This window comes from Candidatus Eisenbacteria bacterium (assembly GCA_005893275.1).
Taxonomy (GTDB): domain Bacteria; phylum Eisenbacteria; class RBG-16-71-46; order SZUA-252; family SZUA-252; genus WS-7.
The window spans coordinates 1-13,955 of sequence record VBOW01000061.1; the positions used below are offsets into that span (position 1 = coordinate 1).

The 13,955-nt window shown below is 65.1% G+C and carries 6 protein-coding genes; all 6 read left to right on the plus strand.

Annotated features, from left to right (window positions below; translation table 11 throughout):
• Positions 1-1,048: 1,048 nt before the first annotated feature.
• Complete coding sequence (locus tag E6K76_10125; protein TMQ57553.1) at positions 1,049-3,037, plus strand: hypothetical protein; 1,989 nt, start codon at positions 1,049-1,051, stop codon at positions 3,035-3,037.
• Positions 3,034-5,097, plus strand: coding sequence for a hypothetical protein (locus E6K76_10130; GenBank protein TMQ57554.1), 2,064 nt, complete (start codon positions 3,034-3,036; stop codon positions 5,095-5,097). Before E6K76_10125 ends, E6K76_10130 begins: the two co-directional genes overlap by 4 nt.
• Before the next feature lie 11 nt (positions 5,098-5,108).
• Positions 5,109-6,626: a hypothetical protein gene (locus tag E6K76_10135; protein ID TMQ57555.1), complete on the plus strand. Its 1,518-nt coding sequence runs from the start codon at positions 5,109-5,111 to the stop codon at positions 6,624-6,626.
• Between the two features lie 5 nt (positions 6,627-6,631).
• Complete coding sequence (locus tag E6K76_10140) at positions 6,632-8,128, plus strand: hypothetical protein (protein TMQ57556.1); 1,497 nt, start codon at positions 6,632-6,634, stop codon at positions 8,126-8,128.
• 32 nt (positions 8,129-8,160) lie between these two features.
• On the plus strand, positions 8,161-12,072 hold the full coding sequence (locus tag E6K76_10145) for a hypothetical protein (protein ID TMQ57557.1): 3,912 nt from the start codon (positions 8,161-8,163) through the stop codon (positions 12,070-12,072).
• Between the two features lie 17 nt (positions 12,073-12,089).
• The coding region (locus E6K76_10150; protein ID TMQ57558.1) for a hypothetical protein at positions 12,090-13,955 on the plus strand (1,866 nt) is incomplete at its 3' end.

A 13,955-nucleotide genomic window follows, 5' to 3' on the forward strand; every position in this document is an offset into this window, starting at 1 on the left:
TGGCCCTCGCCTTCGACGAGATGTTCAAGAAGCACGCGATCCAGCTGCGATCGAGCGGGTCAGACGCCTCTATGGAAGGCCTCTTGAACACCGTGTACAGCAAGCTCCTCGAGCTGATGTTCCGACCGGTAGAGCCGGAGCGCGTGCCCGCCGACCAGAGCGGAGGGCTCATGCAAGCGCTCTCCCAGCTGGGCACCCCGGACGGTCCCCTGGGCGCCCGGAAGACCGTCGGCTTCGGCGCCTCGGTTGGGTATCAGAGGAAGGAGCTCCGGAGCGAGGGGAAGAGCCAGCTCTCCTTCAATCATCGCTCGAGCGTCGAGCGGCACACATTCGTGACGTTCCAGATGGGCGACATCCACAAGCGGTTCGGCAAGGACGCCCGCTTTTTCCGCGCGGTGAATCTGGGCGATCCCACGTTCCAGCAGCGTGAGGTCCACGTCTCCGTGGACGCGTCCCTCCTGCCCGATTTCGAGAGCTACGTCAACACGGTCACTGTGACGATGCGGAAGGACCATCAGGACGGCGAGCAGACGCTCCGCGAAGTCGTGCTCGACCGCGCTTCGGTGAAGAAGGGGGTGGAGGATCTGCGGATGGTCTACGGCTGGAACGGGGATCAGGATCGTCTGTCCTGGCTGGACTACGTCTACCGAACCCGGTGGAGCTTCAAAGGTGGCGGCGCGTTCGAGACCGAATGGAAGAAGACCAGCGCACCCATGATCGACCTCTTCGCCCCCTACGAGCACCGCACGGTGCAGCTCGTCGGGGACGGCGGGACACTCAAGTCCAAAGGCGTACGCGCCGTGATCGTGCAGCTCGACTACCCCTTCTTCGGTGAGCGGCGCCGTCCCCAGATCGTGGTCCGCCCCGGAGAGGCGATCGAGGAGAAGCAGGTGCAGATCACGCTGCCTCTGGGACAGCCGGATTACGAATACCTCGTTACCTGGCAAATGGAGGGCAACAAGCGGCTGACCGACAAGCGCCGCGACACAAGCGGACTCATTTTCGTGGACGAGCTACCCGTGAACGCGAACAACGGAGGAGGAACCCAATGATGAACGCCTCAGTCCAACCCAGGCGCGTCCCGGGCCGACGCGCGACGCTCCGATTTCTCTCCTCGTGGGGGTGCGCATCGGTCCTGTGGACCGCTTGCATCCTCGCCCCGCTCCCCGCGCGCGCGGTGGTTCTCGACGACGAGAATCGGATCGACGTGGTGCTCAAGGACAACACCCACGTGACGCTCTTCGGTCAGGCGGGACCGGCTTCGGGAACAAAGACCGAGAACTACTATTACCTGCCGACCAACCTCCATCTCTCCAAGCGGCCGGACAGCACGCCCGAATTCCTCTTCCTCAAGTTCACGACCGAGGCCCGCGCCGAGCAGGGAGGCGTGAACGGCGGGCTCATGCATTTCCTCATGGAGTGGGGGCTCACGCCGGACCAGGAAGCCGAGCTCAAGGAGAAGATCAAGGAAGACCACCCGAAGGCCATGGTGCTGGGAGCCGTTCCCCTGGAGGCCGAGGGGGGCGAGGGCGGCTCCTTCCAGATCATCTCGGGGACGCTCTCCGACGACAAGATGGCTTCCAAGCTGGTCACCTCCGGGAAAGCGCCTCTCATCCCCGGCGGCAAATGCGCGGCCGCCTCGCGCCTGAGCGCCGAGGGTGCCCAGCTCCTGGCTTCGACCTTCGAGAAGAGCCGCTCGATCACCGATCTCTCGATCGCGCTCAACTTCGGCTACACCGTGCTGGCCCCCGCCGCGCGCGGCACCATCACGTTCGACTGGAGTAAGCTCGAGACCCATTCCGACTCGCTGGGCGCCGAATACAAGCGGAAGCAAACCGGCGTCAGCACTACGGGAGGCGGCTTCTGGGTCTTCTCGTGGTCGTCCTACAAGCCCGAGTACTCCTACTCGTACGACGAGATGCACAAGCAGTACGACTTCCTCGTGGAGTCGCAGGTCGTGAAGATCGATTTCGACGAGCTGGTGAGCGATGAGCGCGTGGCGAAGGTTCGTGAAGCCTTCTTCCAGTACTTCCTGAACGCCATGACCGAGCCGGCTCCTCCCTCCAATCCGACGCAGCCAACGGAGCAGGAGAAGAAGAACACGCCCAACATCCAGATCGGCGAGCATTACGTCTACAAGAAGCAGTCGTTCCAGCAGGCGTTCGCGCAGAAAACGAAGCGGATCAATCTGAGCTACCGCATGGCGATCAAGCGCCCCTGCCAGTTGGTGGGCAATCTAGCGAGCTGGTACGACGGCGTGCGCGACAACCCCAAGTGCGTCGCCGCAGTCAACCTGAACGATCCCTTCTTCCAGCACCGGGACATCAACTTCATCCTGGATCTGGACGCGAAGGACATGTTCGAGCAGGAAGCGAACTACGTGACGGTGAACGTGCGGAAGAACCGGAGCACGGGAAATCCCTTCCAGGACCACGTCACGATCGACGCCAAATACCTGAAAGAGAAAGGGATCAACGCCTCGGTCACCTACGCGCGCGCCGAGGACAAGGACGCCGACGTCTACGAATACCAGGCCCAGTGGAGCTTCCGCGGCGGCACGGTCTGGCCTGCGAATCCGGCGTGGCAGAAGGGGAGCTGGGAGGGCGTGACCCTGGCGGCTCCGATCGCGCCGCGTACCCTCGAGGTCGAGGGGGACCTCGACGCCCTGAAGGCGAGCAACATCACGCGCATCACGGTGCAGGTCCACTATCCAAAGTTCGGGACGGAGATGGAGGAGAACTTCAGCATCTCCCCCGCCAAGAACGAGCCCCTAATCACGAAGAAGATCTTCATGGACCGGGACGCGAAGGGATACGCCTATCGCCTGGTGGTGGATCACAGGACGGACGGCAAGATGGCGACGCCGTGGAGCGCCAAGGTGGCCGATGACTACATCTACGCGGCGATCCCGAAGGAGATGTTCGAACAACCGGAGTTGAAGGCCGTGGCGAAGACGGCGGCGCTGGACGCGGCCACCAGCGCCAAGGAGAAGGTGCTGACGAAATTCGCCGAGCTCCTCGGAGGGAAACCGCAATGAGGACCACCACGAAGATTACGCTCTGGACCATCCTTCTCGCGATCGGGGTCGCGCTCGCCTGGGTGGCACCGGCTCCGGCCCAGCAGATTCTTCTCGACAAGCCGGTGCGGGCGGGCGAGCTCGTCTGTTTCCCCGACCTGAACGACCCTCTCGCCTATTACTACGTGAACGACAAGCCGCACCTCTCGATGGACCTGAACGGCAAGCCGCAGTTCTCATTCCTCCGCTACGTAGAGAACGTGCGCTCGGGCGCCGATCAGCCCGAGGCCCGCGAGGGCGAGGGAGGCGGCATCGTTCACGCGGTGGTCGCACTGAGCGTCACCAAAGAGCAGGTCGCGGCGGCGCAGCGCGAGCTCGTACGCGTGAAGCCCGGGGCCAAGCTCCAGGGCCCGGTCGTCTATAAGTCGGGCAAGTTCGGACTGGTGTCCTCGTTCAAGGACACGAACGGGAACATGACGAAGCAAGTCGTTGGTCTGGGAAACGCGCCGCTTCTGGATGGTGATAAGGCGGCGGTCTCCATACAGCTCACGAAGCTCGGCGCGAAAATCCTCTGGGAGTCCTTCCAGACACCGACGCCGGACATCAGCTTCACCTTCGAGATGGACATGAGCGGATACCGGTCGCCGCACCGCGCCCTCATCGAAGCGAATTTCGACCAGATCTACGAGCACAAGGCGTTCTCCGTCGGCCTCGCCACGCAGTTCTTGGCGGCGGAGATCAAGGGCGCTTTCGACGACCTGAAGCGCGAGGGCGCGATCAAGCTGACCCAGGTCGGCGAGGACGAGAAGCTGGACGCCTTGATCACGACCGCCTACAACAAGATCGCGGAGATCATGTTTTCGCCGCTGGGCGGCACCGGCACGCCGGACCTCTCGAGTCTCGCGGGGACGGGGAGTCAACCGAGCATGCTGGATCGCGCAACCGCGATGCTGGCGGCGAATCGGGCGGCGACGAACACCGAGAACGAGCGGATTCGCGCCGAGAATCGCCAGATCCGCGAGGAAAACCGGACCGATGAGGACCGCAGGCGGGCCGCGGCGGCCGCCGGTGGGAGCGCCGCGGCTCCCGCATCGACCTCGGGCGGAAGCTCCACGACCGCGAAGGAAGCCCCATCGGCCGGCGACACCGCCGACCGGCCGCTCGGGTACCATCCCCGGCCGGTCTCTCTTCAGCCGACCTACGCCGACCGGGCGCGTCCGGATGACGCTCCGGGCGCGGGGTCGCAGCCCGTGGCGCAGCGGCGGGAAGAAACTGCTTCCAGCTTCGCCGTGCTCGCTTCCTTCGAGATGAAGAGCGTGCATCAGCGCGGCATCTTCAAGATCGACCTCAACAAGTACACGACGGACAATCTGACGCTTCGCTTCGACGAGAACATCGGCGACATGCGGAATCTCATGCGAGAGGGTGACAACTTCCGGCAGGTCAATCTGGACGATCCCCTCTACAAGCAGCGCGAGCTGGTGGTGTTCGTGGACGGGATGAACGCGAAGGATTTCGGCGACTACGTGAACTTCGCCACCGTCCAGCTCCGGAAGCACCATCAGGCGGGCGACGAGACGCAGGACGAGGTCCGCATCGACCGCGTCAATTTCAACAAGGAAGGAAATAACTTCAAGCTGCTCTACGGCTGGAAGAATGACTCGGATCGCCGCCAGTGGATGAACTACGAATACCAGACCACCTGGAGCTTCTTCGGCGGCAGGGAAGTGCTCCAGCCGTGGAAGAAGGCCAACGCCGGCGCGATCAACCTCGCTCCTCCCTTCCAGAAGCGGAGCGTGGACCTGCAGGCGGATCCCGATGTCATCACGGCGGCGGGGGTCCGCTCCATCACCGTGAAGCTCTTCTACAAGCTGGGCGACACCGAGCAGGTGAAGACGGTGACGCTGAACGCGAGCAAGGGGCAGCTCTCGGACAGGATCGACTTCATCCTGCCCGCCGACACGGTGAACTACGACTACCAGATCGACTGGCGGCTGAAGGGGAACCGGGTCATTACTTCGGGCCGGAAGAGCGCGAGCGACGCGGTTCTCTTCGTGGACGAGCTTCCCAACGCGGGATGAGGAGGGGACCTATGAACGGCATACGTTTCTTTGGCCCGGCGCTCGTGACGGCGCTTCTCCTCAACGCTTCCACGGCGTGCGCCACGGACCGGGACTATCTGAAGACGAAGCTCTCCTTCCGCTACGTCGCTCAGCCGAACGAAACGTCGTCCACGCCCGCCGTGCTCGACAACAACGCCGTCGCTTCCGGCACGGAGGCCGGGGCGTTCTGGACCAACAGGAACATCCCGGGGCTTCAGAATCTGGTGCGCTCGCTCCTTCGGGAGCCGGCACACGGCGGCAACATGAATCTCCAGCACGTCGTCGCTAGCGTCGTGAAGATTCTGGATCGTCCCGTGCTGATCCGGCTCCTGGACGACACGGTCGCGCCGCTCACCTCCGACGCATACCAGCAGTGGGAGGCATGCCGCGACCCGAGCGGGCAGCGGGCCTGGCCCTGCGCCAGGAACGCTTCGGTGGATGACGACGCGCGCGAGCAGTGCGCTCAGGCCCACCACGAATCCGTGCCGTCCCGGCGGGACGCGACATGGGCGGGCTCGATGACCCTCGGGCAGGCAGCCTTCAATGCCGGAAACGCCGGCAATCCGCTCGGCACCTTCGTGCACGAGCTGGTGCACACGCAGGACCGCTCCGACGGCTCGGCGCACATGTTCACGGTGAGCCAGCGCTCGTACAAGTACGGATCCGACAGACAGCATTACTACTACGAGGCGATGCCCAATCTCGCTGCCACGTACCAGGAAGGAATCGCGGACGCGGTCATGATGATGGTGGACGGGGGCATCAGCCAGCAGATGTTCGACTGGTTTTCAAGGAACGACGTCATGATGGTCGAGAAGACCGTGCTGGCCCCAGGCACGGGAGCCGGGCCGGCGCCCTGCTGGACCACGGTCACGTCTCCGTCTCCGGATATATGGCTGTACGACCAGCTCCACACGGCCGGCGTGCGCGAGGTGGTGCCCTCGAACCCCTACCCCGGATACGCCTACTTCCTGGTCCGTGATCTTCCACCGCGCTTCATCGTGCACAACGAGTTCATCATCGGACTCGTGTTCTCGGAATACGCGCAGCATCTGGGCCTGCAGAGGTTCCTCGATGCTCTGAAGCAGAACGATGGGACGCTCTTCCGGACCTGCGCTAGCTCCATCGCTGTGCTCTACGACGCGCTGGGCCGGGCGGGAATGGGAGGCGGGCGGCCGCAGCAGACGTTCCTTCCGCCGGGCGCCCTCGAGGGCCGTCCCGACGACCAGCCGAAGCCCTATCTGATCCCGCTCGCGTATGCGGACTACTTCACCTCGTACAACTCCACGACCAAAGAGCAGTACGCGAGCATCTTCGAGAACATGCTGCCCCACGACTGGGTGGATCTGTACTGGAACCTGTACAAGGACCGCGTGCGGCTGGCCGCGCCGCTCGGCCCCACGCTTCCGCCGCGGCGCCAGCATTTGACGGACATCGCGACCGCGCTCGGCGTCAACACATCCACCCCGGACCCGCTAGGGCTCGGAGCAGGAACACCCGGGAGGTAGCTCAGATGCCCCACCGATCCATTCGAATGAGGTTCTGGCCGTGCGCCGCGGCGCTCCTGGCGGCCGCGATCACGGCATCGACCGTTTCCGCGACTCCGGAGGAGGATCGAACCTATTTGCGGAACAAGATCTCCTTCCGGTACCTGGCTCAGCCGAACCAGACGGCCAGCGTTCCGGTCGTGCTCGACAACATCGGCATCTGGCGCGGGACGGAAACGGGAGCCTTCTGGTCCAACGCGAATATTCCCGGCCTCAAGAGCGTGGTCCGGGCACTTCTCCAGGAGCCGGGCAGGGGCGGCGACGCAAGCCTGCAGTACGTGGCGTCGCAGATCATCAAGGTCCTGAACAAGCCGGTCATCATCATGCTTCTGGACGACACCGGCCCCCCGATGACGGGCGCGGCGTATGGGCAGTGGGACGCCTGCACCGACCACCACGGCCATGCCTGGCCGTGCGCCTTCAACTTCGCGACCCACGACGACCAGCTGGCGAACTGCGCGCGGGAGCTGCACCAGGCGGTCCCGGCGCGACACGACGCCTGGGCCGGGCAGATGGCTCTGGGCCAGGCAGTGTTCAACGGGGACACGGACTGGGCGACGAGCACCTTCATCCACGAGTTGGTGCACACGCAGGACCGCTCCGATGGACGCGCGCACATGTTCTGGATGAGCAGCAGGCCCTACCACTACGGCGCCGACGGCACCCACTATGGCGTGGAGGCCGTTCCCAATCTGGCGGCGACTTATCAGGAAGGAATCGCGAACACCCTCCGCCTCGTCGTCCACGGGCCCCGGCGGCAACGGATGTTCGACTGGTTCGCCAATAACGACATCGTGTACGTCGAGAAGGCCCTGCATCCAGAAGGTACCGGCGTGGGAGACACGATTCCGTGCGATACCCCGGTGATCCCGCCGTCCGACGACGTCTGGCTTTACAACCAGCTCCAGAGAGCCGGCGTGCATGAGATCGCCCCTTCGGGCGACCCTCCCGCGGGCCCCGACTATGCGTACTACCGGATACGCGATCTCCCACCGCGGTTCATCGTGCACAACGAATACATCCTCGCGCTCACGTTCTCGGAGTACGCGCGACACATGGGGCTCCCCAGGTTCATGGCCGCCCTCCAGGCGAACGATGCGACGCTGTTTCGTGTTTCCACCAGCCCTATTGCCCAGCTCTACAACTCGCTTTGCCTTGCCGGCCTCAACGGGCGGCCGCTCTCCAGCGTCACGGGCGTGAACGAGGCCGGACCGAAGCCGTATCTGATCCCGCTCGCGTACGCGGACTATTTCACGGGCTACACGTCGCGTTCCAAGACGGATTACGCGTCGATCTTCGAGAACATGCTCCGCCCCGAATGGGTGGATCTCTACTGGGACGGCTACAAGGACGAGGTGCGCGCCGCGGCCCCCATCGACAGAACTCACAGACCCAATTTCGGCGACCTGACCACCATCGCGATCACGCTCGGCGTCAATCAATCGGAGCCGGACGCGCCCTAGAGGGCGAGCCGCTCTCCTCGGAGGATCGGAACATGCCAGCCACCGCGCTTCCTCGCTCGCGATCCGCGATCGCGTTGACCCTGACCCTCGCCGCCATCCTTGCCTCCGCCGTGGCGCCGGGACGGGCACGAGGCGCGGGAGAAGCATCGGGTGCCGCGACTGCCGCAGCTGCCTCCTCCTCGCCGGTGAGCGCGACGGGACTGCTTCCCATCTTTGGAGTCGGGCTGGAGCTCGACGGCCTTCCCTCGAATGCGAGCCCCGATGATGCGGTCGCCTCGGTGCAGAGACTGTGGGACAAGTATCTGAAAGCGGCGGGATTCAACGTCATCCAGTTTCCGGTGGACGTGAAGGAGCTGGGCGACCGGGGCGCAGGACGTCTCGCGAAACTCTGCGCGTGGGCGAAAGCAAATGACGTTCGCCTAGCCCCGCTCTTGATCGGCGCCGCGCCCGGCGAGGCGCTGCCGGGGGACTTTCCCGACCGGGTGGGAGCCTTCGCCGCGAAGACGGTCGAGCTGGTGGGCAAGACGGGAGACGCCCAATCCTACTCGCAGATCATGTTCTATCAACTGGAGCGGCCGCTGAATCATCCCGCCAGTCACGGGCCGATGGAAGCGGCGCAGGCCGGCGAGATCATGCGTGCGACCGTCGAGAAGCTTCACGCCTCGGAGCAGGCTGCCCTCGCGGGCACATCCCTTCAGGCCACACCGGTCCTCGCGAGCGCGTCCTTCGATTACGAGCTGATTCGCTTTGGGGCCATCGTCAACGTTGCGCTCACGGACGAAAGCTATCAACAGGCCTACGAATCCCTGCGCGGCTACCTGAGCACGATCCTGGGCGCGGCGGCCGTGGACGTGGTGGCGCTGGAATGGTTCCCCGGAAGCGTGAGTGCGAACGCCGTGGACCGCTTTCCCGATCTTGTCTCCAGGCTCCAGGGCGATTTCCCCGGGAAGCTCTTCCTCATCGGAACGGGATACTCCACGGCGGCGGGGACCGAATCGGATCAGTCGCAGTACTACACGCAGACCTTCAACAACCTGAGCGACCTCCGCGCGAATCAGGGAGTCGAATCCTCCTTCGCGGGAATCCTCTGGCGCACGGCGATGGACCGCTCGAAGGGGGAACCGGATCCGCCCTCGTCGAAGACGCTTTCGGAGCTGCCCAAGTGGAACTGGTCGGATCGCGCGTCCGAGATCACGCGCATGTGGAACACTCCGGGCGCGGATTCGAAGGACATGCGCTGGTGGTACGGGCGGGTGGAAAGCCACTTCGGGCTCCTGGGTGGCGGGAAGGACCTCTCGAAGCCCGGCGAGCCCAAGCTCTCCTACACGCTCCTTTCCCACCTCAAGACCTCGCTCGCGGCCGCCGCCGCATCGACCGGGGCCGGTGAAATCGCCACGGAGCTTGCCTCGCGCGGAAGCGCGAAGGGGGTGGCGGGCGCCGTGAAGGACAAGCTGCAGGCGGCGCTCTTCGGAATGCTCGACGCCTGGATCGCCAAAACCGCCGAAAACTTTGTCGGCGGCGGGGGCTCGGGCGGCGGCAGCGGTGGCGGGGACGGCGGAGGGTTCGAGGGAGGGGGAGGCGGGGGGGGAGCACCTCCCCCACCCCCCACGCCTTCCAATACGGCGGACCTCAGCATCGCGGGAGTCGAACCCGTCGAGGAGATCGTGGCGGGAGCCGTCAATCCGCTTTCCTTCACGGTCGTGAACGGCGGCCACGCTGCAGCCACGAACGCCGTCCTCTACTTGCGTGAGAACTCCACCACCGACCTCGCGAATTCCACACCGATGGTCATTGCCGCGGGAGGCACCACGACGATCACCGTGCCCTGGACGCCGTCGCATCCCGGCAATCACAAGAACGTGACCCTCGATGCCTACTGCGACAACGAAGGCAACCCGAGCACCAATCACGCGGATTTCGGGGACGTAATGGTCTCGTCTGCGCCGGCGGGAGGAGGGACCGGCGGAGGAACTGGAGGAGGGAACGTGGGCGGTGTGCACATCAAACCCGGCCATCTCGGCGCGATGCAGGGTGGTCTCCTGACGGCGACCGATCCCGGATTCCTGAAAATCGAGATGGTGCGTTCCATGCCCGCGGTTCGGATGATGACCTCCGGGACCGGAAGCGGAACCGGGATCCACTCCGTCGGTGGCACGGGTTCGGCCGGGAGCACGAGCTCTGTGGGGAGCGCCGGCGGCTCCGGAACCGGCGGGACGCAGGGCACTATGTCCACGTCCCAGGCCATGACCGCAGCACCCGCGCCCTCGGGACCGCAGCCGATCAGCCTTGCGTTCACGGTGATGAATCCATTCGACCACAATTTCAGCGACGTGCGAGGGACGCTGAAGATCGAGGACAAGATCGTGGCGACCAAGAGCCTCGGCGTCCTCTTCCCGCGCCAGCGCCGCACGGTGACCTTCGAGCAGTGGACGCCCTCGAAAGCGGGGACCTTCCCGGTACGGATCGAGCTTGCCGGCAAGGGGCCCGGCGGGCGGCCGCTCAGCTCCACCGCTGTCGATAAGATCACGGTGAGCGCGGCCGCGATGCGGGCCGGCGCCGAACCGGCTCCCGTCACCGCGGCGGGGGCGACGACGAGGTCGGTGCTGGTCGGGAAAGCCTCGGGGACCACTGCTTCCACGCGTTCCTCGATGACCGCGGGCGGCGGCGCCATGCAGGTGACGCAAACCCGAATCCTGACGCCGCTCCTTCTCGCGCCCGCTGGTGCCGCGGCTCCAATTCAGACGCGATCGCTCGATCTGACGTCCCGTGGAAGCAAGTCCGCCGTTCGAAGGACCTCTTTGCTTGGAGTCACCGCCAACAGCATCGTGCTGACCCCCTACCCCGCGCAGGTGGGCGCCGACATTGCGCTCTCGGTCCGGCTCTTCAACTCGGAGCTTAAGCCCGCGAACAAGGTCAAGGTCGAGGTATTCGTCGGCGACGAGAAGCTCGGCGAAGCCAAGGTGGACGTGCCGGTCGCACAGCCCGTGCTTGCCGGCGGATTCAAGACGTGGAAGGCGCAGCCGGGACGGCATGACGTTCGCGCCGTGGTCACCTGGGGAGACCGGAGCGGATCGGCCGCCAAGCCCATCGAAATCGGATCGAAGGATGCCATGCGACTCGGCGGGGTCGTCTCGCTCATCGGCCGCGCCTCCTTCACGGTACCCCGCCTCGTCGTCACCGCGGCGGACGTGCGTCTGAATCCGGTGACGCCCGCGGCGGGCGAGGCGGTCGAGCTTTCGGTCCGCGCCCAGAACACCGGGAGCGCCGACGCGAAGGGAGTCCGGATCGAGCTCTTTGCCGACGACGTGCGCTTGGGTGAGGCCACCGGAGATGTCGTCGCCGGGAAGGATCGCATCTTCACCGGCTATCCCCGCTGGACCCCGGGCGCCGGCAAGCACGTTCTTCTCTGCCGCGCGACGGTTGCGGGGCAAACGACCGAAGCGACTCGAGAGATCACGACCGCCCTCACGGCGACGCTCGTGAAGCCCATGATCAAGCAGCCCGCGATCCTCGCCGCTCCCGAAGGGCTCCAGACGACGATGATGGTGGCAAGGATAGAGCGTCCCGATCTTCAGATCCTGCCCGCCGATATCACGTACTCGCCCCCGTCACCGAAGGCGGGGGACGCGCTGACGATCACCATCATGGTACGGAACGTCGGAACCTCCGCGGGCAACGGCACGGTCACGGGAGTCCTTCAGGTCGACGGGACCGAAGCGGCCCGCCGTGAGTTCCCGGTGATGATCGCGCCCAGCGGGATGACGTCTCTGGTCTGGCCTGTCACGACGCCTTCGGGAAGCACGCTCACCGCGATCGCGACGGCCACGGCAACGGGCGATTCACGTGCGGACAACAACGAAGCGCGAGCATCCACCTCGGTCCTCAGACTGATCATGAAGATCGAGCCGCCGCAGGAGCCGCAGCTTCGGATTCAGCCCAAGTAACCAAAGGGGGGCACCCCATGGTCTCCATTTCTCGCGCTCATCGCGCCTGTTTTCTGATTCTCGTGTCCGCTCTCGCGCTCGGAGGACGGACGGCCCACGCGCAAGGCTTCGGTGCGGGCCTCTCCAGTGTTTTCGCGCCACCCTATCCCTCGATCTGGCAGACGACCAACTCGCTGGTCACCATGGCCGTCACGAACACGACGGGTGAAACGGTCCTCGCAGACCTTCAGGTCAGTATCTATCGAGGTGGGGTGTTGGTGGGGAGCACGCCGCCCATCCCGCACGCATACGGTGCCGCAAATGCTTTCTACCCCACCTATCAGATCACCGACTGGACCCGCATGGGTTTCACCGGAGAAGTGCGTAAGTCGGTCGATGGGACAGGCCGGCTTCCGGACGGGACGTATACAGTCTGCGGCGACTTCACCAACGTACGGACCGCGAGTGGAGCGGTGCTCAACACCGTCCAAGCCTGCACCAACTACCTGGTGTTCTTTCCGAAACCCCCGACCCTGGTTTTTCCGGGGAACGGAAGCATCGTCTCGATACCTCAGCCCGTATTCCAGTGGACCCCCGTGATGTCGCAGGTCGGTAGGCAGGTACCGCACTGGTTCCGGCTCGTCGAGGTGCTCCCGGGGCAGACGGCTCCGCAGGCCATCGAGGCGAATCGCCCGATCTACGAGTCCCTCTTCAACGACAGGAGCGCCTTTCCTTACCCGCTTTCGGCACCCATGCTCACGGAAGGAAGGAGGTACGCCTGGCGCGTTCAGGCGGTGTTTGCGGTCCCGAGCTCGAGGGCGAACGTAAAATACTATATCGGCCCTTCCGCAGGCGGCGGCAGGCTCGGCGGCGGTGGCTCGGTGCTCACCATCGGCGAGAACGACGGCCGGAGCGAGGTCTACACATTCACCTGGGTATCGGATCCCGTCCGCGCCGCAAAGCTCCGTGACGTCCGCGCTGGATCGACCTTCGCACCCGACGCGAGAGTCGGGAGCTCCGGTGATACGCAGGACGAGCCCGACGGGAACGGCGGCGCGACCGCCTCATCGCGGACGGAGGAAGCAGGCCCAGGCGGGAATTTCGCGGACGATCTGATTCGGGCCCTGGTCTCCTTGTGGCGGCCCGGCGTGGCACCGACCTCGGCGGCCGCGCGAAGCGGCGGCGCCATACGGATCCAGCGTTTGGCGGACGATCGGCTCGCGCAGGTTCCAGGCAATCGCGCCGAGCCGGTGGATTCGATGCGGGCTGTTCCGCCACAGCCGGCCGGAGGCGCGGATGCGTCCGACGCGCCCGCCGGCGAGCCCTCGACCCCAGATGTGCCCACGGATGCCGTCCCTGCGGGTGCGGCTCCAGTGGAAGCCCCGCCCACCACGGTAGCGCCCACAGTACAGCCATCCGGCGTCGGTCCCAACTGGGCGAAGCTCCACGGAACGGCTTCCCTCACGGGCGAGACATATAGCCGCGACGGATCGGGATCCCCAACCCGACCCGACCGAAGCGCGAAGATCGTGACGGGTCTGACGGTCGGTGTCGTGGGCGATCGGATCCAGGTTCCCGTTTCGGCTCTCGTATCGGACGACCAGGTCGGTTTCCGGCAGAACATCAATCAGCTGGCCATCGCTCCCCGCTGGCAGTGGGCAGGGATCACGGCCGGCAACCTCATGCCTCAGTTCTCCAGCTATACGCTCGCGGACGCGACGATCCTGGGAGGCGGCCTCGATCTCAAGCCCAAGCGTTGGCGGCTCGGTTTCGTCAGCGGGCGCTCCCGAAAGGCAATCACCCCCACCACCGATTATCCTGTGACTCCGCAGTTCGCGCGAAACATGACCGCGGGGCGGATCGGATACGGCGATCCGACGACCAACTCGTTGGAGGTCTCGATC

Coding starts and splice junctions, on each gene's coding strand:
- E6K76_10135 (TMQ57555.1), top strand. CDS start 5,109: ATGAACGGCATACGTTTCTTTGGCCCGGCGCTCGTGACGGCGCTTCTC.
- E6K76_10145 (TMQ57557.1), top strand. CDS start 8,161: ATGCCAGCCACCGCGCTTCCTCGCTCGCGATCCGCGATCGCGTTGACC.
- E6K76_10130 (TMQ57554.1), top strand. CDS start 3,034: ATGAGGACCACCACGAAGATTACGCTCTGGACCATCCTTCTCGCGATC.
- E6K76_10140 (TMQ57556.1), top strand. CDS start 6,632: ATGCCCCACCGATCCATTCGAATGAGGTTCTGGCCGTGCGCCGCGGCG.
- E6K76_10125 (TMQ57553.1), top strand. CDS start 1,049: ATGATGAACGCCTCAGTCCAACCCAGGCGCGTCCCGGGCCGACGCGCG.